The following is a 26,843-nucleotide window of genomic DNA, read 5'->3' on the forward strand; positions in this document are numbered from 1 at the left end:
ATGCACCTGAACGTGTTCACCGAATGCTCGCCGTCGCCCCAGTTCGTCGGAATGTGGCGGGCGCCCGGCGACGCCACCGGCACCGGCTACCGGTCGTTGGACTACTGGGCCGCGGTCGCCCGGCGGCTGGAGGCGGCCTGCGTCGACGCGCTGTTCTTCGCCGACATCCACGGGACCTACGACGTCTACCAGGGGTCGTGGGCGAGCGCGGTCCGGCACGCCGTGCAGATTCCCTCGATCGACCCGGTGCCGGTCGTCGCCGCGGCGGCGATGGCGACCACCGACCTCGGCTTCGCGGTCACCTACTCCACCACCTACCACCAGCCGTACGAGTGCGCCCGACTGTTCTCCACGCTCGACCACCTCACCCGGGGCCGGATCGGCTGGAACATCGTCACCTCGTACCTGCGCTCGGCCACCGACAACGGGCTCGGCGACTATCTGGACCACGACCTGCGCTACGACCGGGCTGACGAATACCTCGAGGTGACCCGCGCGCTCTGGGAGCGCAGCTGGGACGACGGCGCGGTGGTCCGCGACACCGACGCCGACGTCTTCACCGACCCGTCCCGGGTGCACGCGATCGACCACCGGGGCCGCTGGTTCACCGTGCGCGGCCCGCACCAGTGCGAACCGTCGCCGCAGCGCACACCGGTGCTGTACCAGGCGGGCGCGTCCGGCCGCGGCATGGCGTTCGCCGCCCGGCACGCGGAGGTGATCTTCCTGACCATGGCCGACCCGTCGAGCGGGGCCGAGACGGTCCGGCGGCTGCGCCAGCGGGTGGCCGAGGCCGGACGCGACCCACGGGGCGTACGCGCCCTTCAGGGCACCATGGTGATGGTCGGCGCCGACCGCGCCGACGCGAAGCGCAAGGCCGCCCAGTACCACGAGCTGTGGAGCCCGGAGGGGCAGCTGGCGAAGTGGTGTGGCTGGATGGACATCGATCTGGCCGCGTACCCGGACGAGACGCCGGTCGACGAGGTGAAGAACCAGGGCAGCCAGTCCTTCCTGGGCTTCCTGCGCGGGCTGAGCCCGGAGCGGTCGTGGACCATCGGCGACGTGCGGTACCTGGTCTCCCGCCCCCGGCGGGCCCGCCGGGACGCGCCGATGACCCTGTTCGGCACGGCCGAGGAGATCGCCGACCGCATGGAGCAGTGGTTGGAGGTCGCCGACGTCGACGGTTTCAACCTGATCCCGTGCAGCCCTTCGGACGGTCTCGGCGACATCTGCGACCTGCTCATCCCGGAGTTGCAACGACGCGGCATGTTCCGCACCGCCTACCGCAAGGGCGAGACGCTGCGGCAGCGCTACTTCGGACCGGACGCCTGACGTCCGGCAGCGGACGGCGGGCGGCCACTCGCGGCGCCCGGCCGGCGGGGGACTACGGCGCGGCGAGCAGGTCGCGCAGCCGCTCGATCAGGCGCACCCGGTCGCGATGTGTGCGGGCCAGCGGGGTCACGTTGAGGGTGGTCGCCCCCGCCTCCCGGTACGCGACCAGCCGCTCGGCCACCCAGGAGGCGGGACCGATCAGGCAGGTGCCCTCCACCAGTTCCTCCGGCACCGCCGCGGCCGCAGCGTCCCGTCGCCCGGCCAGGTACAACTCCTGCACCGTGCGGGCCGCCTCGCCGAACCCGTACCGCTCGGCGAGGGTGTTGTAGAAGTTCGCGCCCACCGCGCCCATGCCACCGAGGTAGAGCGCCAGCTCCTGCCGGGCGAGCCGGCGCAGGTGGGTGACGTCGTCACCGATCGCCAGCAGGGCGTTGACGCTCACGTCGAGCGGCCCGAGTGAGGCGTCCCGCCGCTGGGCGCCACGGGCCAGGCTCTCGCCCCACACCGAGGCGGACCGCTCGGGGTAGAAGAAGGCCGGTTGCCAGCCCTCCGCCAACTCCGCGGCCAGTTCGACGTTGCGCGGCCCGATGGCGGCGAGCGTGATCGGGATGCGTTCCCGGACCAGTTTGTTGATCAGCTTGAGCGGCCGGCCCAGACCGGTGCCCTGCTCGGCGGGGAGCGGGATGCGGTAGTGGGTGCCCTGGTGGACCAGCTTCTCCCGGCGCCAGACCCGCCGGCAGACGTCGATCACCTCCCGCGTACGGGCGACGGGCGCGTCGAACGGCACGCCGTGGAACCCCTCGATGACCTGCGGGCCGGACGTGCCCAGGCCGAGGGTGAAGCGACCCGATGAGACGTGGTCGAGTCCGGCGGCCGTGGTGGCGATCAGAGTCGGGGTACGCGTGTACAGCTGCATCACCCCGGAGGCGATCCCCAGCCGCCGGGTTCGCCCGGCGATGAATCCCAGCTGGCTGACGGCGTCGAACGTGTACAGCTCGGCCACCAGGACCAGGTCCAGGCCTGCCTGCTCGAAGTCGACAAGCTCGTCGGTGACGTCGGTGATGCCGGCGCGGTAGTTCAGAGGCATGCCCAGCCGCATCGGCGACACTCCCGAGGTCGTATGTGTTCGTATGTGCAAGTCTTCTTACGTCATCTCGAAGGTTCTCCACAAGGTGGGGATCGTCCAGCCCACAGGAGGTTTCCGACCTGTTACGGGTGCTGGGACGCGTCCACGAGGTCAGGAGGGCTCATGCTCGTCTTTACGACTATGCATGGGTCTTGTCTAGTGTCTGCGGCGAGGATGTGGTTTCCTCTATGTGTGCTGTGCCGGGCGGAAGGTGGGCCGACGTGACACAAGCCAAGTCCCTGCCGAGGCTCGACATCTCGGATTTCCGGGCGCTGGCGCGGCGAGTCTCCGGGACCTCGCTGATCGAAATTTCCCGCAACAACCACGTCTACCGCAGCGGAATACGCGACGACCACGTCTACGTCGTGGAGCGTGGCCAGGTAAAGACACAGATGGTGGCCGCGAGCGGCAAACGCTGCCTACTTTCGGTGTACGTCGTGGGTGACCTGTTCGGCGAGAGCACCCTGCTTGGTCTGGAGCGGCTGGAGACCGCTATCGCGTTGACCCGGACCGTCCTGCTGCGTGTCCCGGCAGCGCGGGCCGCCGCCGTGCTGGCCGCCGAAGGCTCCGGTGACGTGCTCGCGCGTCACCTCAGCATCCGCCTGCGCCACCAGCAGCAGGTGGTGGCGGACATGGTGACGTTGCCCAGCGAACTGCGCCTCGCGGTGCGCCTGCTCGATCTGGCCGAGCGCTTCGGCCGGCGCGGCCCGGGTGGCACCCGGGTCGACATCGCCTTCACCCAGGAGGATCTGTCCGAGATGGTCGGCACCACGCGGACCCGCATCGGCCAGTTCCTCAAGCGATTCCGTGAACTGGAAATAGTCAATTTCACGCCTCGGTCGCATCTGACCGTGCACGAGGAGCGGCTTTCCTCGTGGATTTCCACCGCAACGCAATGACTGCTCATTAGTGAGCAGACCACCGGGCGGTCAGCGGTAGAAGATGCTTCCCAAGTACCCACTCCCAAGGAGGTCACATGAAGAAGCTTGTCGTTCGCAAGCTCGAGCCGATCAAGACCAGCGCCAACGCGGACTGCGTGCCTGCGGCACTGTGACAAAGGGTTCATGATCGGCGGGGACCGGCGTGAGTGATCGCTCCGGTTCCCGCCGAGCGCCGTCTGTACTGCGGAAGTGGAAGGAATCGCCCCATGGCCGTCAACACGGCTGAGTCCGTCGTCACCGTCCGTCCCTTCGTCTCGACCACTGACGGCGCGGACGTCATCATCGGCGACACCGACCGCAAGGTCTATCTCGCCATTCCGGCCGAGGGGCTGGACATTCTGCAGGCGCTCGCCGAGGGCCGCACCATCGCCGAAACCGCCCGGATCTACGAGCGCAAGCACGGCGAGAGCGTGGACGTCGAGGATTTCGTCGCCGTGCTGGCCGACGAGGGCTTCGTCACCCGCGGCGGCGAGTCCAGCGCAGCCACCGAACCGGCCCCCGAACACGCGCATCGGACGATCAAGCGCTGGAGCTTCGACTGGATCTCCCCGGCCACCGCGCGCCGACTCACCGGTGCTGCCGTGATCGTTCCGGGCCTCGCGGTCATCCTCGCCGGCGTGGCGATGGCGATCAGCGATCCGGGCCTGGTGCCCGGCCCTCGGGCGCTGCTGTTCGAGGGCGGGAACTTCGCCATCCTCACCATCATCAGCGTCACACTGGCGATGCTCGGGCTGTCGCTGCACGAACTCGCGCACGCCCTGGCGGCTCGCTCGGTGGGTGTGTCGGCGACGCTCGGCATCAGCAACCTCATGTACATCCTGGTCGCCCAGACGGACATCAGCGGCATCTGGATGGCCTCCAAGCGTGCGCGGTTCAAGGCATTCCTCGCCGGATTCTTCGTCGACGCGTTCGCCGCCTCCCTGCTGGTCGCGTTCCTGTTCGCCATCCGGCGCAACGTCTTCGACGTGCCCAACTGGATGTCCCTGCTGGCCAGCGCGGCCCTGCTCACCTTCCTGGTTCGCATCGGATTCCAGTTCTTCTTCTACCTGCGGACCGACGTCTACTACGTGATCGCGACCGCCCTGAACTGCCGCAACCTGATGTCGGACACCGAGCGGTTCCTGTCCAACGGAATCAAGCGGCTGACCTTCCGCCGGGACAAGGTGGTCTCGCAGGCGGGCATCCCGCGTGGCGAAATGCGCAAGGTGCGGGTGTACGCGGCGGCGTGGGTATTCGGCCGCATCTTCTCGCTGTTCGCCCTGGTGTTCACGATCCTGCCGGTGCTGTGGGTCTACGTGGAGCAGTTCGTGCTGCTGGCGGTGGGCGAGCCGACGCGATTCTCGTCGGCCGACTTCGCCACGGTCGCGGTGCTGGCCGCGTTGCTCAACGGCGGAGGTCTGGCGATGTGGGGCCGCAACCTGTGGCGCGGCTGGCGCCGCCGGCAGGCGGAGGACGCCCGCACGCTCGCCCGGCAGGCCGCAACCAGCTGATCGCCCCGACGGACGCCAGGCCCCGCGCGGGGCCTGGCGTCCCGGCGTTGGTGCCGAGCCGCACGATCCAGGCCGGGCCGGCCGTGGTCTACAGGCTGACAGCCTTTGCCGTGCCGAGTAGGTGCACCGCTGACTCGACACAGAGCCCACGGATACATACTTCCAACGGGTTGGAGTCAGGGAATAGCAGTTGGCCGTCTCGTTGCCGCCAAGCCTTCAGTAGATCCGAGGATCTGACCCATTCAAGCTGGGAGTAACTGTGAGTTCGCCCCGGCAGCGCGTCCATGCCAGAGTCGCAAATCGCGAGAATTGTCAGCATGAGAGTATCTTCGATTTCGCCGTCGGCCCCTGACGGATCATCGACCTGACCGCGCATAGCAAGCCGGAAGGCGCATCGTCCACTGACGGCGCCTTTGTCGAGCAGTGTGCCGTCGACAAGTTTCTTCGCGAGGAGGGCTTCGAGCGCGTAGCCGACCTCCATGGACGAGGAGCCCGGCCGACCGAAGGTCCCCGTACTCGCTGCCAGAGGCCGCGACTCACCATTTCTGACAACTCCTGTCTGCTGAGTTGCCCAGTCGAGCGGTACGCGCATGGTGGGCACACTGACCACCCCCGGATGGCGAGTGTTGCCCTCGGTGCTCCTGACGCCGACCAGAACCATCTCCAGGTCGGTGGCGGGGACCATGACGAGCCCAATCACTGCGTGGAGTTTACTATCGGGCGTTCGACGCCGAATCGTGGAAACTCTATCTCGAAGCCTCATAGGTCCCTCGTTCGATGGTTGAGAAGCTCTGGTACCGCAATTGCCGGACTAGAGCCAAGCCGTCCGGCTGTTCGCACGTGCCTCAATCTCCGCTTGACAAAGGCCGCACTAGTATAGTAGTACGGAACCATTCCTCGCGCTGCGTCAACAGTCGGTTCAGTCGATCGTGGTACGCCTCGGTGTATAAATCGGACTGGCTGACGACCAGCAGATTGTCTCGATCCCAGTCCTCCGCCGCGACCAGTTCATCGAACGGATCGTGGCGGTTAAGCACCAGCTCGAAGACGGCGAAGCCCAACTGGGAGCCGTCGACCCCCGTGGAAATGGTCTGGTATCCGCGAAAATGGAAGCGGTCCTCGGATACGTCCAGGCCACAGCAGATGAAAATTTCCCTCTGAGCTGCTCGCAAGAATGCCTTTATGGGAACCCCGAGCGGGCCGTCGGTCCTCGCGGCCTGCCACATCGCGTCGGTCGCCGCGTCCACGTGCCGGTCAGCAAAGACAGGAACGCCCAACCCTGTCGCCAGGTCTTCCTCGAGGAGTCGGCTCGTGATGAGCGAGTACTTGCCAAAAGAGTCGGTATCCGAGAACTCGTTACGCTGCCGGAGCATGATGACGGGGCCCCGATTGGTGTTCGCGCGGATTACCACGGCAGCCACGGGCATGCAGGCTGGCCGGTGTTGTGATCCTGTGCCGTACGGTTCAAGCCCGTTCACGACCAGGTAGGGGGCTCTCTCGAGACCTCCTGCTCCGGGCAGTTTCACGTCGCTGGCAGCACCTGGCGCGATCAGGTCGCAGCGCACCTGCCGAATCGCAAGCTCTTCACGACCTTCGGTCAAACTCTGGTGCATGCTGTTCAGGATGGAGTAGTTGTCGTCCGTCTCCTCGACCACAAGGAGAGGCAGGTCGTTACTTTGGTGGCTTGCGCCAACCGTCATCCAAAATTCTTTACGCCCCGTGCTGCGGACGGTGACATGCATCAGCATTTCGAGGAAATAATGATGCATGCCTGAGAGTTGCAGGGTTCGGTCAACCGCCGGGGACGAGTCGGGAAATGTCCTTGCGTGTTGGCGAGCGCAGTTCCGAATCGCGTCGACGGCTGACTGCCAATCCCGAACAATCGGTCCGAGCCCTGTTCGACTTCGGCCGGCCAGGATCATGGAAGGCATCGGGGTCACGTAGTCCAAGGTGTCCCAGGGAAAATCCTTCTCGCTCTTCCGCACCTCTGCGGCGACGGTTGACATCGCGAGGACGACGCTGCGGCTTGCGATTCCGCAAATCGATATCCTCTGGGCCTCGCGCAGCGTCCTCTCTAGCTCCGACCGGCGATTCGCCTCCGGCGGTCCCACCAAATATTGACTGCGCCGCGCGACGTTAGACGGCTTGGCCGCGGCGGCCTTGCCCAGCAACTGCTCGGTCAGCCGAAAATCTTCATTGCCCCTGCCGCCCATTTCGGCCATGTCACTTCCTCAGAGGTGAGAACGATACACGCGGGAGACCTCTTGAATCATAAATGTCCATTGGCGAAGAACTTCGTCCTCATCGACATCCGATCGCGCGACCGCGTTGGCCAGGCTGAGACAAGCTTCCCGTGCCGATCGGTCCTTCAGCCTTGCTGCGGAGAGCACCAGTCGACGACGCACTGCCGATTCGGGCTCGGTCAATGCACGAGATACGTTGACATCCACGAACAATCCGAGTATCTCATCGCACCTGGCGCGCTGGTCCTCTCTACGTCGTCTTCGAGATTCTCCAGATCCAGTAATCATCGGTGCGAGAAGACCCGCGATCAGCCCTACTAGCGCCATGACTGCTGGAATGATGGCTGGGACGACGGGTTGGTCCATGGCCTCTCCGGATGGCGCGGGGCGTCGCAGACGAAGAGCCTGGTCGCCTACGTGCGGGGTCTCGAAGGTCTCCATTGTCACACGTGACAAAGTTGAAAGAACAGGCCCGATGGCCGTCGGCACCCCGTCAAGCGCACCCTGGGATGTGTTCGACTGCGGACAATATTTGGCAAATCCCTACGGGGTGTGCGCAACGGGCACCTTGCGGGACCGGCGGTCATCACGTGGCGGACCGGGTGTCTTTAGCCGGCCACCACGGCGCACACCGCAGCGGACCGATCCCAGCCTGTCGCCGAGCTCGACGGCGGCGCCCGGTTCATAGCGCAACGGTTACTGCTGCATCTAGGAGACGCGCCGCAACGCTCCTACACTCCAGCCTCGGACACAGCTAGCCCTGACCACGCCCCGACTGGTCCGGGCGGCCGAGCCACGGAGACCGACGGGAGACGACTGATGACCGACGCCGACCTGCCGTTGTCCGCGACGCCCCGAACCGCGTTGCGCCGCATGAAGGAGAAGGGGCACAGCGACCGGAGCGCCCTCTTCGACGTCCTCCGGGCCAGTTTCGTCTGCCATCTCGGTGCGCTCGTGGACGGCTGCCCGATGGTGGTTCCGACCGTCTACGGGTTCGACGATGAGCACCTCTACCTGCACGGGTCGGTGGCCAGTCGGAGCCTCACCACCGGGGTGGAGGTCTGTGCCACGGTGACGGTCGTCGACGGTCTGGTCCTGGCACGCTCGGTGTTCGAACACGGGGTGAACTACCGCAGTGCGATGGTCTACGGCTTGCCGCGTTGGGTGACCGACCTCGATGAGAAGCTGCATGGCCTGCGGACGCTCACCGAACATGTCGCCCCCGGCCAGTGGGACTACGTGCGCCAGCCGAACCGCAAGGAGTTGGCGGCCACCGTCCTGCTGGCGCTTCCGCTCACCGAGGCGTCGGTCAAGACGCGCAGCGGCCCGCCGGACGACGGCGACGGCCCGGACGCCGCGCGTGGCTACTGGGCGGGGGAGTTGCCCCTGGTCGCGCGGTGGCAGCAACCGCTGGCCGACCCTGTTCTGCCCGCGACCGTACCGGTGCCGGCGCACGTGACCGCCCGCGTCGGAGCCCGCGTCGATCGGCCCTGATCAGCGGCGGCAGGGCGGGATCGCGCCGGTTGTCCGGTGGTGCCACCGTCAGCGAGCCGGTGTCCCATCGGGCTGACGGTGGCGTCCTATCCCAGTTGCGAGGCCAGCTCCTCAAGGGACAGCCGGGGGTGGGTGGCCGCAGCGGCGGCCACTACCGTCAGCGCCCGGGGGACGCCCGCGCAGTGGGCGATGATCCGCTGGACCGCCTCGCGCTCTCCCGCGAGGCGCCGCTCGCCGAGACGGGACCGGAGCAGCTCCCACGCCTCCGCGGGGGCCAGTTCGTCGACCACGACGGGCCGCGCGGCCTCTCCCGCGACCAGGCAGCTCAGGCGGTCCCGGCTGGTCACCACGACCATGCACCCCGCGACGCCGGGCAGCAGCGGGCGCACCTGATCGGCGTCCCGCGCGTCGTCGAGCACGATGAGCATCCGCCGCCCGGCCAGGGCGCTTCGGTACAGCCCGGCCCGCGCGGCCAGATCGCACGGAATCTCGCCGGGTACGTCGAGAGCCTGGATGAGGCTGCCGAGCGCGTCGGACGCCGCCACCGCCTGCTCCCCAGGGCGGCTACCTCGCAGGTCGAGGTGGAGTACGCCGTCGGCGAAGCGAGCAGCGACCCGGTGTGCCCAGTGCAGGGCCAACGCCGTCTTGCCGATTCCGTTGTGCCCGGTAAGGGCGCAGATCACCACGGCTGACATTCGCCGCGGTCCGCCGTCGAGCAGTCGGTCGAGCTGGGCGAGCTGCGCTGATCGGCCGACGAAGCCGGGAGTCTCCAGCGGCAGTTGCATGGGACGGATCCCCGCCGATGGTGCCGGACGGGCAGGCAGGTCGAGCGCGTCGCGGAGCAACCGGACGGTCGCCGGTCGCGGCTGGGTCACCCGCGCGGACTCCAGGTTGCGGATGCTCCGGACGCTCAGCCCGGTTCTGGCGGCCAACTCCTCCTGGGTGAGATTCGCACGCTGTCGCGCCGCGACGATCTCGTCACTCAGAGTGTCGATGAAGCCGACCACAGCGCCTTCCCCCATTCGTCGGCCCCGTACGAATTTGGCCGAACCGTGCCGACGGCACAGCCGGATTTGAGCCACTGACTGGGAGTCAGTGGAGACATTGCCGGTGATCTGCCGGTGCGATTCCTGTTGGCGCGATCACTTTATGTCCACAGTGGCCATGTCGCCATCGGTCGCCGTGGAAGTTGCCGAACCGGGATGGCGGCGTTTTCAGCCGGTGACTCCCCGTACATCAGACCCCGTTTGATCAACCTCTGATATCGGCGTCATTCATTGCTTCGCGGAATTTCAGGGTCCAACCGAGCAGGGAGGATGGCCATGCGTAGATACGTCAGCGACGTCGCGGAACTTACCGAGGAGTACGGCATTCAGATCGGCCGGTGGAAGCAGTATCGGGACCTGGGGGCGTTGCCGTTCGACGCGATGTGGTGCGTGATCCCGCCCGGCGGAAGTAGCGCCGAGGACGTGCACCCGGAGGTGGAGTTCGCCGTGGTGACCCGCGGCACGGCCATCTACGAGGCGGGCGGCGAGAAGGTCGAGGTGCCTACCGGCGGCGTCATCCTGCTCGATCCCGAACAGCGTCACGTCATCCACAATCCCTCCCCGGAACAGTCGCTGACGATCCTGAGCATCTACTGGATGCCCCAGGTCGACAGCGCCGAACCCGACGGTGCGGGCCGTGACTGAGGGCGCGGTGCTCGTGGTGACCCCACCACCGACACCGAACGGGCCGCTGCACGTCGGCCACCTCTCCGGCCCGTACGTCGCCGGGGACATCGCGGCCCGCGCGCTACGCGCCGGTGGCCGCCGGGTGCTGACCCAGTGCGGCCTGGACGCCCACCAGAACTACGTGTTGGCGCGGGCCGAGGCGCACGAGGAGGCCGTCGCGGACACCGCCGCCCGTTTCCAGGCGTCGATCGGCGCGGCCCTGCACGCGGCACGCATCCGGTACGACGTCATGGCCGACCCGTTGGCCGACGCGGGCTACCGCAGCGCCGTCGCCGGGCTGCTCACCGAACTGGTCGACGCGAAGGTCGTCGAGATCGCCCCGGTGTCGTTGCGCGAGTGCGCCGCCTGTCACCGGGTCCTGCACCACGTCCGGGTCGTCGGGAGCTGCCCGGTCTGCGGAGCGGGTGCGGCCGGCGGCACGTGTGAGGGCTGCGGCAGTTTCCTTACCGCCGCGACCCTGGTCGGAGCGCGATCGACCTGCTGCTCAGCCGAGCCCGAACCGGTCACCCACACGGTGCCGGTGCTCCGCCTGGCAGAGCACCGGGAGCGACTGGCGGAGTTCTGGTCCCGGGCGGTGCTGCCACCTCGACTGCGCCGGCTGGTCGCGGCATACCTCGATGGCGGGCTGCCGGAGGTACCACTGGCCTACCCGACCGACTGGGGTGTCGAGTGGGACGACGGTCTGCGAATCGACGTGTGGGCCGAGATGGCCCTGGCCAACCTTGTTCTGCCCGCCCGCCACCTGCGTCCGGGCGCGGACACCCTGGCCGGGTACTTCGACGCGTGGCAGGGCATCGACGAGCAGTGGATCTTTCTGGGGGTCGACAACGCCTTCTACTACGCCGTCCTCATCCCGGCTCTGCATCTCGCCGCCGGGTTGCCCGCTCGGCCGACCGGTCTGGTGGTCAACGAGTTCTACCGGCTCACCGGAGCGAAGTTCTCCACCAGCCGGGAGCACGCCATCTGGGCCCACGAGTTCCTGTCCAGCGAGGACCCGGCCGTGGTGCGGGCGTTCGTCAGCTGGGACCGGCCGGACAGCTACGAGTCCGACTTCCGGCCGGAGGCGTACCAGGCTTTCAAGGCGCGATACGCCGAGGCTCTCGACGGCGCTGCCCCCGGCCTCGACGCGGCGCTGGCGGACATCGAGCTGACACGTGGTGAGCAGGCGCTGCGTCTGGAGCACTTCGATCCCGCCGCGGCGGTCCGCGCGGCACTGACCGCGTACCGCAGCCGTCCCGAACGGGCGGCCCGGCTGTTGGGTCTGGTCGGGGGCACCCTCCCGGCGGAGTCCCGTGGCTGAGCCACGGGTGCTCGTCGTCGGCGCAGGTCTGAGCGGGGCTCTGCTGGCTCGACGGTTGCAGGACGCCGGCGCCCAGGCGGTGCTGATCGGCACGGGCGCCGACAGGCCGTCGGGAGGGTACGGCGACGCCACCGCCGCCTCCGGTGGTCTGGTACGCGCCTTCGAGCCCGACCCGGCCGCCCGGTCCCTGGCCACCGCCAGCCTCGCCGAGCTGCTGGCCGATCCGCTGCTGGCCGAGCATGCGGGCTGGCGGGAGACCGGCTCGCTCTACCTGCTGGACACCGACGACCCCGGCGTTCCGACCGGCGTGGAGGCCGCCGGTGTCGAGGTGTTGGCCGGTCAGCAGGTCGCTCGCCGGTTCGGCTTCGACCGACTGCCGGAGCGCAGTGTGGCTGTCTGGGAACGGCACGCCGGGTACGTCGTCCCGGACCGCCTGCGCCGAGCCGTCCTACGTGGCCTGGACAACACCGAGGCCACGCCGATGGCCCGGCTCGACGGCGACACGGTCGAGCTGCGCGACGGCCGGCGGCTCACCGGCGACCTCGTGGTCGTCGCCGCCGGCGCGTGGACCCCGGGCCTGCTGCGTGCCGCCGGGTTCGCCACCACCCTGCGTACCAAGCACATCCAGTACGCCCACTACGCCGTGGGCCGGAACGCCCTGCCGTGTTTCGTCGACGAGACCAGCGGCCTTTATGGCCGGCCAGCCGGGGCGGGACGGCTGCTGCTTGGTCTGCCGAGTCGACGTTGGGACGTCGAACCGCCGACCCCCGAGCCCGACACCGAGCTGGCGGAGCGGGTCCTGGCGACCGCCCTGCTGCGGTTACCGGGTCTGGACCCGCGACCGCTGGCCCCACCGGTCAGCGCCGTCGACTGCTACAGCGAGCCCGCCGGTCTGGCGCTGCGAGCCGTCGCCGGAACCGCGCACACCTTCACCTTCACCGGCGGAAGTGGAGGCGCCGCCAAGACCGCGTTGGCCGCCAGCCGCCTCGCCGCCACCGCCCTGCTCAACAACCGTTCCGCCGTCAATGTCCCAATGGGTTAGACAGAGGCAGAAGATGACGCAGACATATCACGCAGTGGGTATTGGTGCCGGGCCAGCCAACCTGAGCCTCGCGGCCATGTACGACGTCCTCGCGCCACACCAGATCGCCCTGTTCGAGGCGCGTGACCAGCCGGGGTGGCACGACGGGATGCTGCACGGCGGCGTACGGATGCAGACCGGCTGGGTCAAGGACCTGGTCTCGCTGTACGACCCGACCCATCCGCTGTCGTTCCTCAACTACCTGGTCACCACGGGCCGGGTCTACGCCCTGCTGGGTGCGGGCTTCGACACGATCCCACGGGTGGAGTACCAGCAGTACCTGGTGTGGGCTGCGAGCCGGTTGCCGCACATCACCTACGGCACCCGGGTCGACCGCGTCGAGTTCGACGGCTCGCTGGTGAGCCGCAGCGGCGGGGAGGCCGTCGCCCGCTCCCAGCACCTGGTGGTGGGCACCGGGACCACGGCCTACGTGCCGGAGTTCCTGGGTGCCCTCGATCCGCGGCACCTCTTCATCGCCGACGAGCTGCACCAGCGCCTCGCCACCGTGCCCGACGAGCCGGACCAGCCCTGGATCGTGATCGGCAGCGGCCAGACCAGCGCCGAGTGCGTCGCGGCGCTGCTCAGCCGGGGGTGCCGCAACATCAAGTGGATCGGCCGCCGGTCGTGGTTCGCACCGTTGGAGGACTCCCCGTCCGCCAACGATCTGTACCGGCCCGCCTACCAGGAGGCGTTTCTCAACCTCTCCCGGGACGTACGCGAACGCCTTGTCTCCGGTCAGATCCTCACCAGCGACGGCATCTCGCCCGGCACGTTGCGCGGCATCTACCAGCACAACTACGAGGAGCGGCTGCGGGCTGGGCGGTTCCCGGTCACGATCATGCCGAGCCGTACCGTGATCGGTGCCCGACAGTTGGACGGGGAAGTCGAGCTGGAGTGCCTCACCGCCGGTAGCGGCGAGGAGCGGCACCGGGCGACGAACCTGATCGTCGCGGCGGGACGACGGCTCGCACCGCTCCCCTTCGACCCGGAGTTGTCGGCGTTGGTCGACGTCGACGAGCGCGGCGAACCGATCATCGAGTCGGACTACTCGATCCGGTGGAAGCACGCCGACGACCACAAGATCTTCGTGCTGAACCGGGGGCGGTACGTGCAAGGGCTAGTCGACTCCAACCTGAGCATCCTGCCGATCCGCAGCGCGATGATCCTCAACTCGATCGCGGGCCGCGTCGTCTGCCCGTTCCGCGACGACTACCTCAGCACCCAGTGGGCGTGAGCGCGATGACCACATTCGACTACGACGACAAGATCTTCGTTTCCGTGGACCACTGCGATCCCGATGCCGCACCGCTGAGCGGGCACTACCACCAGCGGGGCGACCTCGTGTGGGCGGAGATCACCGGCGGCGCCGTGCGACGCGGCTCGCTGGCCGGGACCTGCGACGCCGAGGGCGTGGTGCGGTTCGCGTACATGGAGGTGCTCACCGACGGTGCCATCGTGGTCGGCGAGTGTGTCTCCCGTCCCGAGCGGCTGCCGGACGGACGGATCCGGCTGCGCGAGGAGTGGCGCCGGCACGGACCACGTCCGGACAGCGGCGTGTCCGTCATCGAAGAGGTCGCACCAGCCTTCGCCGCTCAGAGAAAGAACCCGCAGCATGTCTGACATCCAGATCGTCGCCTTCGTCGCCGCCAGCCTCCTGATCATCATCGTCCCGGGGGTGGACTTCGCGCTTGTCACCAGGCAGACCGTCCGGTATGGCCGGCAGGCGGGTTTCGTGGTGCTGGCCGGGCTCGTCGTGGCAGCCCTGGTGCACGCCTCGCTCGCCACGGCCGGTCTGTCCGCCTTGCTGCTCTCCTCGCCGGTGCTCTACACGGTGCTGCGCATCGCCGGCGCCCTCTACCTGGTCTACCTGGGCGGCACAATCCTCTGGGCCACCCGGCCACGGCGGGTGGTCCCGGCCGAGCAACCGGTCACGGTCGGCGCGGGGTCGGGCGGCAACGGCACGAGTACGACAGTCGTGGAGCCCTCTGCGGACGAGGAACCGCACGTGGCGCGGCGGTCGTTCATCATGGGGATCACCAGCCAGCTGCTGAACGTCAAGGTGGTCATCTTCTACGTGTCGTTCGTGCCGCAGTTCGTCAAGCCCGGTGACGGGGCGGCAGCCCGCACGGCAGTACTGGCCGCGACGTTCATCGGCCTCGCGGTGCTCTGGTGGGCCTGCTACATCCTGCTCATCGACCGGCTGCACCCCTGGTTGACCCGCCCGTCAGTGCTCAAGGTGATCGAGCGGCTGACCGGCGTGATCCTGATCATCCTCGCGATCCGGATCGCACTCAGCTCCTGAGCGCGTCCGTGGCGGTCCGCCGCGCGTGAACGTGCGTCGTCGGCCTTCGCCGTGGTGGCCGCCGTGGCGGTGGCGGCCGGGGGAGCGGCACCACCGCCACGGCAATGGGTGTGGCCCGGTTGGATGGGAAAGGTCACCTCATGATTACCGGCTTCGCTCTCTTCAGGTTGAGGACCAACTCCTCGCGGTTCTGCCCGGGCACGGAACGGTTCCACATGGGTGTGCCGGGAGCGGAGCGCCACGATTCGCTCAACGGACTGTTGTCGACGGTGTCGAATCCGAACTGGTCGTACAACCGCGTGACAAGTTCAACCGCTTCGGGGTGGTCGCTTGAGACCGCCAGCGCAATCCGGTCGGGAGCGCCTGCGGGTCGTCCCATCCTGAGCAGGCTGGGAGCCTGAATGTGAGTGAATGCCTTGGCGATCTTAGACCTCGGGAGTTGCTCCTGGCGTAGCTCGTGAACGGTCTTCCCGCCGGAGTCGATCACTGGAATATGTCCGTCGCGCCAGATCATGTAGTTGTTGGTGTCCAGCACGATCTTGCCCGCGAGCTCCTCGACAGGTAGGTCAACGACGGTCTTGTACGGAAAGGCGAGGATCGTGAAATCGCCCGCTGCCGCAGCCTCCGACGCATGCGCGGCACGGGCCGCCGGGCCGAGCTCGGCAACAAGACCTTTCAATGTCCCAGGCCCACGCGAGTTGGCGATGACAACCTCATACGCGCTCGCTATCGCCGCACGCGCAATCTGACTGCCCACCTCGCCGGCGCCGACGATCGCAATTGTTGTCACAGGTGCCTCCACACAGGATTTCTCAGCGGTGCTTATCGGCGGTGCGGCTGGAGCAGACCCGTCCATGTTTTGTACCGCTCGGTCGCAAGTCAAATCATAGCAGGTTCTGTACCGATCGGTAGGTGAGTCGGGTCACCTGGGTCTCGCTCGCCGCCGGACCGCTCGTCCGCATCGCGCCTGCTGGACACGGTGGTCGCGGCCGACGCGGAGGACCGGACCACCACCGTCACGGACGTGACCGACCGCCCGCCCCGGTCGTTCCGGGACTTCTGCCGCGACCGGCTGTCCGGTGGACTCCCGGGCTCGGACGACCTCTCGTCATCGCGGGCCTGGACTCCAAAGGTCTGTCCCGCGCCGGTGGCAGTGCACTGTCACGTCAGCGCTGCCGCCAAACTCGGAACGTCTGCTGAAGCCGCCACGCTCCGTCGGGCTGACGAGCCTCGTTGCGCCAGCGGAACTCGTCGGCCTCGATGTCGGAGAAGGTCCAGCGCAGATCGTCACCGTCGAGCACGATCTCGTCGGCGACGCGGGAGGCCAGGAAAGTGTGCGTCCGACGTCGGCCCGGCCCCACCCAGGTCGAGCGCCAGATCCCCGCACCGGCTGTGGGGTCCGGGAATCGCAGGCTGACGCCGTGCTCGACGCCGGGCAGGATCCAGACATCGGTGGTTGCCGACCCGCCCAACGCATACCCGAAGTGCCACTCGCCTCGACGAACGGTCGAGGCGCACTCGGGGTCGTACTCGGTGCAGTCCAACAACCAGGACCCGGCGAACTGCCCGAACAGGCTGAGGTCGACGCCGTCGGCAGGCCCGTCCGCGAGGAATGCGGCGGCGATGGCAGCGGACGAATCGATCACCATGCAAGAACGATAGTCGTACCGTGACGTCGGCGCGGCGCCCAACAGTCGCTGACGCGGACGATCATGACGACTCACCGTCACGGCGAACGGCAGCCAGCGCTCCGGCGATCGCGGTTCCGAATCCGATGGCCATCAGTGGTATCCCCAACCCGAAGGGCAGCTCACCGACCCAGTCGATGCCGGTGCGCTCCGGCAGCATGCCCAGGCTCACCGCGACCACGGCACCGGCGAGGAACATCCCGGCCACCGTCGCGCCGGCCGCGAACAGGGCGAGCCCCACCGACCGGCCGGCCCAGAGGCTGGCACCGATGGCGATCACGAGGAGCACCACGACCCACCAGGTCCAGCTGCCCTCCGTCTCCAGGTAGGCCCAGCCCGAGTACCACCACTGACGGCGGCGGCTGCCACGGAACCACGGGGACAGGTAGCCGAACAGTGCGGTAGCGGTGCCGATCAGGAGCAGCACATTGGGTTTCGGGCGGTACCAGCGAGAGGTGTCGTCCATGGTCCAGGAAACTAACAGCCCTGATCGACGGCGCAGGTCGGCGATCGTCGCCCTACCCGCTGTGCCCGGCGTCCCGTGGGACGCCGGGCACGTGCGTGTCCGCGAACTGTCGATCAGGCCCGGCGGACCTGGAGCACCGCCACGCGGGCGTCATGACCGTCGACGTGCATGGGGATGACCTTGCGTTTGCGGAGCTGGATCTGCACCCCGTTGGTGCCCTGGAGCCAGCCGATCTGGTCGATGCCGGTTGCGAAGGCGCGCGTCTCCTTCGCCGGGAAGAGCTTCGGCATCGGGTCGCGGTTGGTGTCACCGGTCCAGATCACCGGGTAACCACGGGCGTTCCAGCTGGCGATCGGGTCGTGGAGGACGTCGAAGTCCAACCTGGTGTTGCTCGGCCGCGCCGCGCGTGCGGACCGCCTGGGCCGGTGCCGCACTGGCCCCGTATGCCGCATGGCCCCTCTTCGCCACCGTGCTCAACGGCACCATCGTGGGCCGCGACAGAGGCAGGTGAGCCGGCTGCCGGACGGCAATCCGCCGGCCCCGGCGCGAGCGCCACGTCGCGCTCGGCGCGAGCCATGACATCAACGACCGTCGCTTCCGCGTCGACGTAACCGCACACCTTGGCAGCGGGGCGCGCCTCCGCTACCGTCCATGGAAACGCTCCCACGAACTTGGATACATCAATGTGATCAGGAGGAAACACGTCGTGGCTACCCTGTCCTCGCTACGCCGCAGATCGGTGGCCGCCAGCGTGGCTGCCGTCGCGGGCGTCGCCGCCGTCGGCATCGGCCTCACCGTCGGCAGCGCCTCCGCCGGCACGCTGTCCGGATCGCTCTACCGCGACCCGAGTTCGGCTGTCGTCCGCTGGGTCGCCGCCAACCCCGGCGACTCCCGTACCGCCGTCATCCGCGACAAGATCGCGAGTCAGCCGCAGGCCCGCTGGTTCGCCAACTTCAACCCGTCGACTGTGCAGTCCGAGGTCTCCGGGTTCATCGGTGCCGCCAACGCGGCGCAGCAGATCCCGGTGCTGGCGGTGTACGAGATCACCAACCGGGACTGCGGCGGGGCCAGCGCCGGTGGGGCGCCGGACCTCAACCAGTACCAGACGTGGGTGACCAACTTCTCCCGCGGACTGGGCAACCAGACGGTCATCATCATCCTGGAGACCGACTCGCTCGCCCTGCTGACCTGCCTGAGCAGCGCTGAGATCAACGCGCGCAACCAGGCGATCTCGACGGCCACCCGGACCATCAAGTCGGGCAACCCCAACGCCAAGGTGTACCTCGATGGCGGCCACTCCACCTGGAACAGCGCGGGTGAGACGGCCAACCGGCTTCGTGCGGCCGGCGTGCAGTACGCCGACGGTTTCTTCACCAACGTGTCGAACTACAACTCCACCTCCGGCGAGGCGAACTTCGGCCGGGCGGTCATCTCCGCCCTCAACGGCATGGGCATCTCGGGCAAGCGCCAGGTCATCGACACCAGCCGCAACGGTGGTGCCAGCGGGGACTGGTGCGGCGACGACAACACCGACCGGCGCATCGGGCAGTACCCGACGACCAACACCGGCGACAGCAACATCGACGCGTACCTCTGGGTGAAGCCGCCGGGGGAGGCCGACGGCTGCCGCTACACGGCCGGTTCGTTCCAGCCCGACCTGGCCTTCAGCCTGGCCAACGGCGCGCCCAACCCGCCCCCGACGACCGCGCCGCCGACCACGGCGCCCCCCACCACGGCTCCCCCCACCACGGCCCCGCCGACGACCGCCCCGCCGACCACGGCACCCCCCACCACGCCGCCGCCGACGGGTAACGGCTGCTCCGCGTCGGTGGCGCTAAACCAGTGGTCCGGCGGCTTCACCGCGAGCGTGAACGTCACCGCCGGCTCTGCGAGCATCAACGGCTGGACCGTGACCATCGCGCTGCCCGGCGGTGCCGCGGTCACCAGCACCTGGAACGCCCAGGCAAGCGGCACCAGTGGGACCGTCCGGTTCACCAACGTGAGCTACAACGGACAGGTCGGCGCCGGGCAGACGACCAACTTCGGCTTCCAGGGCACCGGCACCGGCACCGGCGCGACGGCCACCTGCGCGGCCGGCTGACCCCACCAGATACCGCGGCCCGGCGCGAGGACCACTCCTCGCGCCGGGCCCGTTCTGCGGTACGGGCCGGACCGGCCGGCGCTGGAATGACGGGCGAGCGGACGTCACCGTAGGGCGGCCAGGACGACGGCCGCGACGGCCAACCCGAAGTCCCTGATCGGGAACCCTGCGTCACGCCAAGTCCCCGCGGGTGTGCCGGGAGCGGAGTGCCACGACTCGCTTTGGCGTGGTCCGGGCCCACGACGACAATTGCTCCGTAGGCGCGGCCCCGTCACGGCCGGAAGGGAAGCCTTGCGTGCCTCGGGCGCATCTATAGCGCGGAAGCTGTCCGGGTATCGCGGCAACGCGAACCTGCGTTCGAACGCCGTGCGGAGGGCTGGCCGCTGCCGTTGAGCACGGCCAGCAGGAGGTGCTCGACGTGAGGCCTCTGACGGGCTACCCCCGTAGCTGCGATCAGGTGAGCTTCATGTTGTTGATGGAGTCGACGGTGTCGGCGTCGCGGTGGTCGAAGGCCGGTCCGGTCCTGCCGTCGAGGGTCGCGATACGCGCCATGTCGGCGTCGGTGAGCTCGAAGTCGAAGACGGCGAGATTCTCGCGGATGCGCTGGGGCTTGGTGGACTTCACGACCGCCGGCACCTGGCGCTGCATCAGCCAGCGGAGCACGATCTGAGCTGCGGACTTGTCGTGCGCGCTGGCCAGTTCGGTGAGCACCGGGTCCTGGAGCAGGTGGTGCTGCCCCTGCGCCAGCGGACCCCAGGCTTCGATCTGCACGGTGCGCTTGCGCATGGCCTGCTCGTCAGCGATGCGCTGGGAGTACGGGTGCGTCTCGACCTGGTCGATGGCCGGGAGGATCTCGTTGTGCGCGATGAGGTCGGTTAGCCGGTCGGGGTGAAAGTTGGAGACGCCGATGGCGCGTACCGTGCCCTGGTGATAGGCGGTTTCCAGCGCGCGCCAGGTGCCGTAGTAGTCGCCGTAGGGCGTGTGGATCAGGCACAGGTCGAGCTGGTCGAGGCCGAGCTTGCGCAGCGACGTTTCGAACGCGCGCTTGGCGGGTTCGTCGCCGGCGTCCTGGATCCAGATCTTGGTCGTGATGAACAGCTCGTCGCGTGGGATGCCACTGGCGGCGATCGCGCGCCCCACGGCTTCTTCGTTCTGGTAGGCCGCTGCGGTGTCGATCGAGCGGTAGCCGGCCTCGAGCGCTTCGAGGGCAGCTCGCTCGGTGTCCTCCGGCGGAATCTGGAAGACGCCGAAGCCGAGCAGAGGCATCTCGACGCCGTTGTTCAGGGTGATGGTGGGGACCTTGCTCATGATCGTGCTCCTCGTGATCTGTCGTGGTCGTTCCTGCCCTTCTAGGAAAGCCCGGGATTCGGCTCGGGTGAGAGTCCCTGACATGGGAGGTACCGGCAGGGACCCCCGGTCAGCTTTCGGCCAGGGAGCCGTCCGCCGTGCCGGTGACGGTCGCGGCCCAGCTGGCCAGCAACGTCAGAGCATCAGCGGCGGCGCTGCCTGGCTCGGCGTTGTAGACCGACAGCTGCAGGCCGCTGTCGTCCGGTAGGGGCAGCGCTTCGAAGTCGAGGGTGAGCTCGCCGACGACCGGGTGCCGGAAGCGTTTGCTGCCGTCGCGGAAGGCGTACACGTCGTGCGAGCCCCACAACACCCGGAACGTGTCGCTACGGGTCGACAACTCACCGATCAAATTCGACAGCTGGCGGTCGTACGGAAACTTGGCCACCTCGGCCCGGAAGTGCCCGACGGTGCTACGGGCGATGCGGTCGTAGTCGACGAAGAAGTGCCGGGCAGCCGGGTTCAGGAACGCGAACCGGGCCATGTTCTCGTCGCAAGCGGGGTCGGCGTACAGGTCGGTCAACAGGCTGCGGCCGAGCGAGTTGGCCGCCAGCACATCAAGACGATTGTTATTCACGTACGCCGGCATGCTGGGCATGCCCTCGATCATCCGCGCCACCGACGGCCGCACCGCCGGGGCCACGGCTCGCTTGCTCGCCCGGGATCGCGGGGTAGCCGCCGTACGCGCCAAATGATGCAGGTGGGCCTGTTCGATCTCGTCCAGTTGCAGCGCCCGGGCCAGCGAGTCCAGGACGCTCTCGGAGACACCGCCCAAGTTGCCACGCTCGAGCCGGGTGTAGTACTCGGCGCTCACCCCGGCCAGCTGGGCGACCTCGCTGCGACGCAGCCCCGGTACCCGCCGCTCGCCGTAGGACTGCACGCCTGCCTGCTCCGGCGTGATCTTGTCTCGGCGCGACTTGAGGAAAGCGCTGGCTTCCGCCCGGTTATCCATAATCCCAGCGTAGGCACCTCGCCCACCGGCTGAGGGTCCCTGCTGGTACCCCCCACACCGCGAAGCAGCAACCAAACCTCGGGTCAATGCGCAGGATCAACGAAGTGGCTGGCGGCCAGGGTCATTGCGTAGTGGGATAGCTGCTGGTCACGGTGGTGATGAGGTCGTGGGGACGGCGGGTCCGTTGCTCGCCGCCCTGTGACCGTCGCCAGAGTGCGGGAAGGTCGTGAGGCCCTGCGGCGTATTCGGGACTCCCCGGACAGCCGACGCCAACGGCAGCAGACTCCAGGGGTCCGTCCGGACCCGCAACCAGACATCGCTGTATCAGTACTGGATGGAGGCTTGCGACCGATCGCCCTTTCCGAAGTTGTGGCTACTGAACCGCGGCCTACGCCGGGTGTTCAGCATGTCCAGCTTCGCCGCCCTGTCCCACTGCCCACGATCACGCGCCTACTACGACAAGAAGAGAGCCGAAGGAAAGACTCACCGCCAAGCCATCGCCGCCCTGTCCAGACAACGCCTCAACGTCCTCTGGGCCTGCATTCGCGCCAAGACCCCCTACCAGACCAAACAACCAAGATCGGCAGAAGTGGCGCTGTGCGAACTCGCGTAGAGACTCCTCCAGCGGATGCCAACCGGGGTGAACCGGTGCCAACGCGGGTCACCGCGGCGAACCCCGGTCGCAAACCGGGGTTCGTGTGCTCCGGGTGTGCTCCTGGGCTGGGCGAACACGGGTCCGGGTGACGTGGGTGAACGTGGGCCACTCCCTGCCACCCCAGGTGAACGCCCAGGTCGCTAGACTGGGCCCTCGCGCCCCCGTAGCTCAGGGGATAGAGCATCGGTTTCCTAAACCGTGTGTCGCAGGTTCGAATCCTGCCGGGGGCACCTCGATACACAGCCGAAACGCCATCTGAGCTGGCAATACGCGCGCTGCTCGATTCGAACAGGTGCGCAAAGTGCAGGCAGGCGAAGAACGCGACCAGGCGCTCACCACGTTTCGCCTTCGTCCCCGCTGGCCGACGTAGGTAACAGCGATCAGCAGTTCCAGCGTCCTGATACCGATCTGTCACGCAGGTCCCGAGACCGGACAGGCGGCTGCCGGCGTGTCTAGTCCCACCACATGCGTGACACTTCCGTCCCAGCAGATGCTGCGCGGCTGGTCTAGACATCCAGCCCGCGATCGATACTGTTGGTGGCCATTGAGCTCTGGTGGCCGCCGATGGCGGCTCAGCCCCTCCCCGCCGACCGACGGAGTCGCCCGATGTGTCGTTCAGGCGAACGACCTTCGACATGAGCTGCGGAGGTAACTGGTAATGGCTCGACGGCGGTGGGTGCTCTGGGCTGCGGCAGTGGCCCTGCTCGCTGGTTGCAGCTCGGAGGTGAACAACCCGCACGAGGGCGCACTACCCAAGGGAGAAAGCTTGGGCGAGATGCGCCAGCAGGCGGGCGAGGCCCTGGCCCGCTATGACCAGGCTGTCATCAACGCTGGTGGTTCAGCCACCGTCAGCGTGACACCGCCGCCATGGGATTCACCACCTGGCATCTCTATCGAATCAGCGACCGGCACCAGGGCTGGTACTCGATTGGCTGTCACCTTCACTGGCACTCCGGGACCGGCAACCGAACGTTGCGGTGCGGACTACCACGCCGAGGCCGTCGAATCGGCTAACGCGGTCGTCGTCATCGTCATCGCGCAGCCCCACGCCACCAACGAGGTTTGCACGCTTGCGGGCTACGCGCGGACAGCCACTCTGAATCTGGCTCAACCGCTGGGCCAGCGGGTAGTCCTTGAAGCGCGGCAAGGGCAGCCGGTTCCGCTGACTGCGGAGTGAACACAGCGCAACTGCCGGCAATGACGTTGTCAAGCGTCCGGTGGGACGCGGGTGTCAAGCATGTCCCGTGACGGGACAAGCCGGCTGCCGGCAATGTTGTGCTGCTCGCGGTGGTGGCCGGTGCCTACCGCTCGGCAGTGGCGCGGGCGATCAGGGGAGGCCCGTGGTCGGGCCATGGCGGCCTCCGTGGACAAGTCGAGCGAGGTTGCCCCAGACCACATGAGACCGAAGCCGTGACTCCCTGCCACCGATTGCGCACGTTCGGAGATGCACCCCTGGTGCTCTGAGTGACATCCTCGCCGCGCACAGTCATCGGACGCCAATCGGTCTGGGGAGAGATTGATGACGGATACGCCAACCACAGCCACCCGAAACCTCGTGAGCGTTCCCACCGAAGGGCCACCACCACAGCGCAACGGTGTCATCATCGCGGCCAGCGCGGCGGCCGGGGTTCTGCTGGCGGTGCTGTGGTCGTACGAGTTCGTCGACTCGGTCATCGGTGACAGTGTCGCCAGCGGGCTCCTGGGTCACGACGCGAAGGCGACGGCGATCTCCGGTACCGCCGCGGGCCTGGTGTTCGCGTTCGTGTCGGGCCTCGCCGGCACGTTCACCGCGTGCAACATCGCGATGCTCGCGTCCATCGGGCCGCTCGGCGCGGCCGGCAGCGGCAGCGGTGACCGGCTCCGGTTGCTGCTGCGGCCGGTCGGCTACCTCACCCTGGGAATGGTCGTCGTCGCGGCGGTGTACGGGTTCGTCGGGGTTCTGCTGGGTGACCGGCTGCCGCAGTTGTCGACCGAGACCGCCGGTGGGGTGCCGGTACGCATCATCCAGTCGTCGGTGGTGTTCGGCCTCATCGGGCTGGCTCTCATCTATCTGGGGCTGGCCGCGATCCGGGCGGTGCCGGACGTGTTCGCTGACCGACCTGTCGCACGGGTGGTGACCCTCGGCGCGCTCATCGGCGGGTTCCTCATCGGTCGGCCCTATCCGTTGTTCAACAAGCTCTTCCACTGGGCGGTCGACAGCGGCAACCCGCTGTACGGTTCGGCCGCGTTCGTGCTGCAGTCCCTCGGCAACATCGTCGTGGTCACCGCGCTGTTCGCGCTGCTGATCGTGCTCACCCGGGGCCGTTTCATCGGCTGGCTCACCGCCGACCTGCGGCGCAGCATGGTGCTCAGCGGCGCGCTGCTCATCGCACTGGGCGTGTTCACCGTCGTGTACTGGGATGTCCGGGTGCCCGCCATCTTCGGCTTCGGCTGGTTCCCGACCATGTTCTACAACTGACATCCGCGCGAAAGAGTGCACGTGCGAAGAAGTCGCGGCGGGGCAGATGCTCGATGCTGTTCGATGTGACTGACGTGGCGGATCCAGATCGTTGGAGCTTGGCCAACACGGCACTGCGGGCGGCTGCCGATCGGTTCACCGATCTGGTGGCCGCCGCGCGGTCGCCCCGGGTCATGGTGACCGCCGACTGGACTGTGGCCGACACCGTCGCGCACGTGGTGTCGATCGCGATGCTGTACGTGTCGAGGCTGGAGGGCACCGAGGTCGCCATTCCCGTGCCGGGCCTGGAGGACATGCTGGCCGTCACGAACGTCGACACGGTGGCCGACGTCAACACCCATGTGCTCGCACACTTCACCGAGCGCGACCTGGGGGTCCTGCTGTCGCAGCTGAACACCGCTGTCGACAGCCTGCTGGCCACAACGGCGGATCCACGGTCGACGGTGAGCTGGCTGGGCAACGCGCGGGTGACGGTCGGCGGTCTCTTCGCCCACCTGACCAACGAACTGCTCGTGCACGGTTGGGACATCGCACGGGCGCTGCGCCGGCCGTGGCCGATGCCGGACGACCACGCCGCGCTCTACTGGGACCTGTTCATGTTCGACATGCTGCGCGACACGTACGGGGTGCTGCTCAACACCGAGCTGCCGATGCCCCGCCAGCCCGTGTCGGTGCAGTTCCGATCGCCGTACACGGCGACCACGACGCTGACCCTGGGCGATCGCAGGGTGTGGATCGCGCCGTCCGACGGCCCGATCGACGCGCGCGTGACGTTCCGTCCCGCCCGGTTCAACCTGATGATGTTCGGCCGGATCAGCATCGCGCACGCGGTGCTGCGCCGCGACGTCGTCATCGGCGGGCCGAGGCCGTGGCGGCTGCCCGCGTTCCTCCGGGTCGTGCACATGCCCAACAGCCGGCTCGCGCCGAAACCAGGGCAACGGAGCGCGTGATCGTCCGCGCGGGAGACGCCTGGCCCAGCGACGCGACGGTGCCCTCCGGATTCCTCCGGAGGGCACCGTCGTCCCGGTTGGTCAGAGGAACTTGTACATCTCCTCGGAGGCTGCCTCGGTGTCGCCGGCGGGCGGGGCCTTCACCGAGACCGGCTCGCCGAAGCCGCTCATCTTCATCTCGGTGACGAGGTCACCGACGCTCTTCGTGGCGATGGTGTACGACAGCGCGGTGAGTCGGCCGTCGGCGTCGATGGTCGCCTCGAACGGGATCGCCGCCGGGTCCTTCGCCAGCTTGGCGGTCGACTCGAGGCCCTCGCGCATTCCGCCGTCGGCGCCGGCGGCTTCCGCCGCCTTGCTCAGGTCGGCGACGCCGGTGTAACGGCCGGGGCTCACCTCCTGGGCGGTCACGACGCCGCCGATGATGCCGGTCTGTGCCTTGAGGTCGAACGACTGGCGCATCGAGCTGGTCGGCTTGAGCTTGTTGAGGTCGATCTTCATCCACGGCTTGTCGCCGTCGAGCGAATCCGACTTGATATAGGCGATGTCGCCGATCAGGCGGGCCTCGATCGGATCCGGGGCGTTTCCGGTGACCTGGATCGCCTTGGCGACGGGGTCCATCTTTCCGCTGAGGGTGATCGCCTGAGGGCCGGCCTTGACGGAGGCGTCCATGGTGACCGTGCCGGTGAGGCTGCGGTCCATGGCCTGTCGGATGGCGGCGACGGGCTCGACCTTGGTCGTCTCGGGCGCGGCGGAGGGCGCGGCACCTCCGGTGTCGCTGGAGGTCGTGCCGCAGCCGGCCACGAGGACGGCGGTGAGGGCAATCGAAAAGGCTGGGATCAGTCGACGCATAGACGTGACCCTAACGGGCCGGTGCCAGCCGATTTTCCCGGGTGTGGAGCTTGCGGCGTCGTGACCGGGGAAGGGGCAGCCGGACAGACCGCGTCTTTCGCATTCGTGCCCGTCCGTGTAACGAGATTGTGCAGAAACGCGCTGCGGTTCGATGACGACCCTATTCCCACCCGTGGGAATAGGGTCGTCTGTATCTGTTGGGCGCGGATCGAGGGGGTCGCGTCCGGCACCGGCGCGGGTTACCTGCGCGGATTTGCGGGTCGCGGGGGGGGGGGGGGGGGGGGGGGCCCGGGGCCCCCCCCCGGGGGGGGGGCCGCGGCGGGTGGGGGGGGGGGGGGGTA

27 protein-coding genes and 1 tRNA gene are annotated in these 26,843 nt (G+C 68.1%); 16 read left to right on the plus strand and 12 right to left on the minus strand.

Features of this window, described 5'->3' with window-relative positions; genetic code table 11:
- Positions 1–1,329, plus strand: coding sequence for an LLM class flavin-dependent oxidoreductase (locus ABZ808_RS12975; RefSeq protein ID WP_357004690.1), 1,329 nt, complete (start codon positions 1–3; stop codon positions 1,327–1,329).
- Between the two features lie 52 nt (positions 1,330–1,381).
- On the opposite strand, the gene ABZ808_RS12980 is transcribed toward ABZ808_RS12975, so the two are convergent.
- Entirely contained in the window at positions 1,382–2,428 is a 1,047-nt protein-coding gene (locus tag ABZ808_RS12980) for an LLM class F420-dependent oxidoreductase (RefSeq protein ID WP_357004693.1), read from the minus strand.
- A gap of 248 nt (positions 2,429–2,676) precedes the next feature.
- Between ABZ808_RS12980 and ABZ808_RS12985 the strand changes: the two genes are divergently transcribed.
- Both ABZ808_RS12985 and ABZ808_RS12990 read left to right on the plus strand, forming a co-directional pair.
- Entirely contained in the window at positions 2,677–3,354 is a 678-nt protein-coding gene (locus ABZ808_RS12985; protein ID WP_357004695.1) for a Crp/Fnr family transcriptional regulator, read from the plus strand.
- 248 nt (positions 3,355–3,602) lie between these two features.
- Positions 3,603–4,886, plus strand: coding sequence for a hypothetical protein (locus ABZ808_RS12990; RefSeq protein WP_357004698.1), 1,284 nt, complete (start codon positions 3,603–3,605; stop codon positions 4,884–4,886).
- Between the two features lie 88 nt (positions 4,887–4,974).
- Here the strand turns inward: ABZ808_RS12990 and ABZ808_RS12995 are convergent, their stop codons facing one another.
- The 3 genes from ABZ808_RS12995 to ABZ808_RS13005 form a co-directional block, all read right to left on the minus strand.
- Positions 4,975–5,586 carry a hypothetical protein gene (locus tag ABZ808_RS12995; RefSeq protein WP_357004700.1) on the minus strand — a complete coding sequence of 204 codons (612 nt, stop codon included), beginning with the start codon at positions 5,584–5,586 and terminating at the stop codon, positions 4,975–4,977.
- Positions 5,587–5,731: 145 nt separating this feature from the next.
- The gene (locus ABZ808_RS13000) at positions 5,732–7,108 is read right to left on the minus strand and encodes a hypothetical protein (RefSeq protein ID WP_357004703.1); all 1,377 of its coding nucleotides are present in this window, start codon (positions 7,106–7,108) and stop codon (positions 5,732–5,734) included.
- Between the two features lie 9 nt (positions 7,109–7,117).
- On the minus strand, positions 7,118–7,495 hold the full coding sequence (locus ABZ808_RS13005) for a hypothetical protein (RefSeq protein WP_357004705.1): 378 nt from the start codon (positions 7,493–7,495) through the stop codon (positions 7,118–7,120).
- 453 nt (positions 7,496–7,948) lie between these two features.
- On the opposite strand from ABZ808_RS13005, the gene ABZ808_RS13010 reads away from it, so the two are divergent.
- Positions 7,949–8,623 (plus strand): pyridoxamine 5'-phosphate oxidase family protein, encoded by a 675-nt coding sequence (locus ABZ808_RS13010; RefSeq protein ID WP_357004708.1) that lies wholly within the window; start codon positions 7,949–7,951, stop codon positions 8,621–8,623.
- A gap of 86 nt (positions 8,624–8,709) precedes the next feature.
- Here the strand turns inward: ABZ808_RS13010 and ABZ808_RS13015 are convergent, their stop codons facing one another.
- Positions 8,710–9,645, minus strand: coding sequence for an NB-ARC domain-containing protein (locus ABZ808_RS13015; protein ID WP_357004711.1), 936 nt, complete (start codon positions 9,643–9,645; stop codon positions 8,710–8,712).
- A gap of 300 nt (positions 9,646–9,945) precedes the next feature.
- On the opposite strand from ABZ808_RS13015, the gene ABZ808_RS13020 reads away from it, so the two are divergent.
- From ABZ808_RS13020 to ABZ808_RS13045, 6 genes are read left to right on the plus strand one after another with little or no spacing between them, the layout of a single operon-like run.
- Positions 9,946–10,314, plus strand: coding sequence for a cupin domain-containing protein (locus ABZ808_RS13020; protein ID WP_357004714.1), 369 nt, complete (start codon positions 9,946–9,948; stop codon positions 10,312–10,314).
- A complete protein-coding gene (locus tag ABZ808_RS13025) occupies positions 10,307–11,656 on the plus strand; it encodes a class I tRNA ligase family protein (RefSeq protein ID WP_357004717.1) in 1,350 nt (449 codons plus the stop codon). Before ABZ808_RS13020 ends, ABZ808_RS13025 begins: the two co-directional genes overlap by 8 nt.
- Positions 11,649–12,698: an FAD-binding oxidoreductase gene (locus ABZ808_RS13030; protein ID WP_357004720.1), complete on the plus strand. Its 1,050-nt coding sequence runs from the start codon at positions 11,649–11,651 to the stop codon at positions 12,696–12,698. Before ABZ808_RS13025 ends, ABZ808_RS13030 begins: the two co-directional genes overlap by 8 nt.
- Positions 12,699–12,711: 13 nt before the next feature.
- Positions 12,712–13,971 carry a SidA/IucD/PvdA family monooxygenase gene (locus tag ABZ808_RS13035; protein WP_357004723.1) on the plus strand — a complete coding sequence of 420 codons (1,260 nt, stop codon included), beginning with the start codon at positions 12,712–12,714 and terminating at the stop codon, positions 13,969–13,971.
- A 5-nt stretch (positions 13,972–13,976) separates the two neighbouring features.
- Positions 13,977–14,357, plus strand: coding sequence for a hypothetical protein (locus ABZ808_RS13040; RefSeq protein ID WP_357004726.1), 381 nt, complete (start codon positions 13,977–13,979; stop codon positions 14,355–14,357).
- A complete protein-coding gene (locus ABZ808_RS13045) occupies positions 14,350–15,039 on the plus strand; it encodes a LysE family translocator (RefSeq protein WP_357004729.1) in 690 nt (229 codons plus the stop codon). The genes ABZ808_RS13040 and ABZ808_RS13045 overlap by 8 nt, the downstream gene beginning before the upstream one ends.
- Before the next feature lie 133 nt (positions 15,040–15,172).
- Here the strand turns inward: ABZ808_RS13045 and ABZ808_RS13050 are convergent, their stop codons facing one another.
- From ABZ808_RS13050 to ABZ808_RS13065, 4 genes are all read right to left on the minus strand, one after another.
- A complete protein-coding gene (locus tag ABZ808_RS13050; protein WP_357004732.1) occupies positions 15,173–15,829 on the minus strand; it encodes an NAD(P)-binding domain-containing protein in 657 nt (218 codons plus the stop codon).
- A gap of 376 nt (positions 15,830–16,205) precedes the next feature.
- Entirely contained in the window at positions 16,206–16,688 is a 483-nt protein-coding gene (locus ABZ808_RS13055; protein WP_357004735.1) for a hypothetical protein, read from the minus strand.
- Between the two features lie 61 nt (positions 16,689–16,749).
- Positions 16,750–17,193, minus strand: a complete 444-nt coding sequence (locus tag ABZ808_RS13060; RefSeq protein ID WP_357004738.1) for a hypothetical protein — start codon at positions 17,191–17,193, stop codon at positions 16,750–16,752.
- 113 nt (positions 17,194–17,306) lie between these two features.
- Entirely contained in the window at positions 17,307–17,573 is a 267-nt protein-coding gene (locus ABZ808_RS13065; protein WP_357004741.1) for a hypothetical protein, read from the minus strand.
- 326 nt (positions 17,574–17,899) lie between these two features.
- Between ABZ808_RS13065 and ABZ808_RS13070 the strand changes: the two genes are divergently transcribed.
- Positions 17,900–19,294 carry a glycoside hydrolase family 6 protein gene (locus ABZ808_RS13070; RefSeq protein ID WP_357004744.1) on the plus strand — a complete coding sequence of 465 codons (1,395 nt, stop codon included), beginning with the start codon at positions 17,900–17,902 and terminating at the stop codon, positions 19,292–19,294.
- 453 nt (positions 19,295–19,747) lie between these two features.
- Here ABZ808_RS13070 and ABZ808_RS13075 read toward each other — a convergent pair whose 3' ends face one another.
- Positions 19,748–20,602 (minus strand): aldo/keto reductase, encoded by an 855-nt coding sequence (locus ABZ808_RS13075; protein ID WP_357004747.1) that lies wholly within the window; start codon positions 20,600–20,602, stop codon positions 19,748–19,750.
- A 109-nt stretch (positions 20,603–20,711) separates the two neighbouring features.
- A complete protein-coding gene (locus ABZ808_RS13080) occupies positions 20,712–21,590 on the minus strand; it encodes a helix-turn-helix transcriptional regulator (RefSeq protein WP_357004749.1) in 879 nt (292 codons plus the stop codon).
- Between the two features lie 406 nt (positions 21,591–21,996).
- Between ABZ808_RS13080 and ABZ808_RS13085 the strand changes: the two genes are divergently transcribed.
- From ABZ808_RS13085 to ABZ808_RS13105, 5 genes are all read left to right on the plus strand, one after another.
- Positions 21,997–22,203, plus strand: coding sequence for a hypothetical protein (locus ABZ808_RS13085; protein WP_357004751.1), 207 nt, complete (start codon positions 21,997–21,999; stop codon positions 22,201–22,203).
- Positions 22,204–22,402: 199 nt separating this feature from the next.
- Positions 22,403–22,475 (plus strand) — tRNA-Arg (locus tag ABZ808_RS13090).
- A 536-nt stretch (positions 22,476–23,011) separates the two neighbouring features.
- Positions 23,012–23,422 (plus strand): hypothetical protein, encoded by a 411-nt coding sequence (locus ABZ808_RS13095; RefSeq protein ID WP_357004754.1) that lies wholly within the window; start codon positions 23,012–23,014, stop codon positions 23,420–23,422.
- 378 nt (positions 23,423–23,800) lie between these two features.
- Positions 23,801–24,703 carry a hypothetical protein gene (locus ABZ808_RS13100; protein ID WP_357004756.1) on the plus strand — a complete coding sequence of 301 codons (903 nt, stop codon included), beginning with the start codon at positions 23,801–23,803 and terminating at the stop codon, positions 24,701–24,703.
- A 98-nt stretch (positions 24,704–24,801) separates the two neighbouring features.
- Complete coding sequence (locus ABZ808_RS13105; RefSeq protein ID WP_357004758.1) at positions 24,802–25,653, plus strand: maleylpyruvate isomerase N-terminal domain-containing protein; 852 nt, start codon at positions 24,802–24,804, stop codon at positions 25,651–25,653.
- A gap of 81 nt (positions 25,654–25,734) precedes the next feature.
- Here ABZ808_RS13105 and ABZ808_RS13110 read toward each other — a convergent pair whose 3' ends face one another.
- Positions 25,735–26,502 (minus strand): hypothetical protein, encoded by a 768-nt coding sequence (locus ABZ808_RS13110; protein WP_357004761.1) that lies wholly within the window; start codon positions 26,500–26,502, stop codon positions 25,735–25,737.
- Between the last annotated feature and the right edge of the window lie 341 nt (positions 26,503–26,843).

Source organism: Micromonospora sp. NPDC047527 (assembly GCF_040643015.1).
GTDB lineage: Bacteria > Actinomycetota > Actinomycetes > Mycobacteriales > Micromonosporaceae > Micromonospora.

What these genes read in the sequence shown, in the direction of transcription:
- ABZ808_RS12975 (WP_357004690.1), top strand. Translation starts at nt 1, where the DNA reads ATGCACCTGAACGTGTTCACCGAATGCTCGCCGTCGCCCCAGTTCGTC.
- ABZ808_RS12980 (WP_357004693.1), bottom strand. Translation starts at nt 2,428, where the DNA reads ATGCGGCTGGGCATGCCTCTGAACTACCGCGCCGGCATCACCGACGTC.
- ABZ808_RS12990 (WP_357004698.1), top strand. Translation starts at nt 3,603, where the DNA reads ATGGCCGTCAACACGGCTGAGTCCGTCGTCACCGTCCGTCCCTTCGTC.
- ABZ808_RS13000 (WP_357004703.1), bottom strand. Translation starts at nt 7,108, where the DNA reads ATGGCCGAAATGGGCGGCAGGGGCAATGAAGATTTTCGGCTGACCGAG.
- ABZ808_RS13005 (WP_357004705.1), bottom strand. Translation starts at nt 7,495, where the DNA reads ATGGACCAACCCGTCGTCCCAGCCATCATTCCAGCAGTCATGGCGCTA.
- ABZ808_RS13010 (WP_357004708.1), top strand. Translation starts at nt 7,949, where the DNA reads ATGACCGACGCCGACCTGCCGTTGTCCGCGACGCCCCGAACCGCGTTG.
- ABZ808_RS13015 (WP_357004711.1), bottom strand. Translation starts at nt 9,645, where the DNA reads ATGGGGGAAGGCGCTGTGGTCGGCTTCATCGACACTCTGAGTGACGAG.
- ABZ808_RS13020 (WP_357004714.1), top strand. Translation starts at nt 9,946, where the DNA reads ATGCGTAGATACGTCAGCGACGTCGCGGAACTTACCGAGGAGTACGGC.
- ABZ808_RS13035 (WP_357004723.1), top strand. Translation starts at nt 12,712, where the DNA reads ATGACGCAGACATATCACGCAGTGGGTATTGGTGCCGGGCCAGCCAAC.
- ABZ808_RS13040 (WP_357004726.1), top strand. Translation starts at nt 13,977, where the DNA reads ATGACCACATTCGACTACGACGACAAGATCTTCGTTTCCGTGGACCAC.
- ABZ808_RS13045 (WP_357004729.1), top strand. Translation starts at nt 14,350, where the DNA reads ATGTCTGACATCCAGATCGTCGCCTTCGTCGCCGCCAGCCTCCTGATC.
- ABZ808_RS13055 (WP_357004735.1), bottom strand. Translation starts at nt 16,688, where the DNA reads ATGGTGATCGATTCGTCCGCTGCCATCGCCGCCGCATTCCTCGCGGAC.
- ABZ808_RS13060 (WP_357004738.1), bottom strand. Translation starts at nt 17,193, where the DNA reads ATGGACGACACCTCTCGCTGGTACCGCCCGAAACCCAATGTGCTGCTC.
- ABZ808_RS13075 (WP_357004747.1), bottom strand. Translation starts at nt 20,602, where the DNA reads ATGAGCAAGGTCCCCACCATCACCCTGAACAACGGCGTCGAGATGCCT.
- ABZ808_RS13080 (WP_357004749.1), bottom strand. Translation starts at nt 21,590, where the DNA reads ATGGATAACCGGGCGGAAGCCAGCGCTTTCCTCAAGTCGCGCCGAGAC.
- ABZ808_RS13085 (WP_357004751.1), top strand. Translation starts at nt 21,997, where the DNA reads ATGTCCAGCTTCGCCGCCCTGTCCCACTGCCCACGATCACGCGCCTAC.
- ABZ808_RS13110 (WP_357004761.1), bottom strand. Translation starts at nt 26,502, where the DNA reads ATGCGTCGACTGATCCCAGCCTTTTCGATTGCCCTCACCGCCGTCCTC.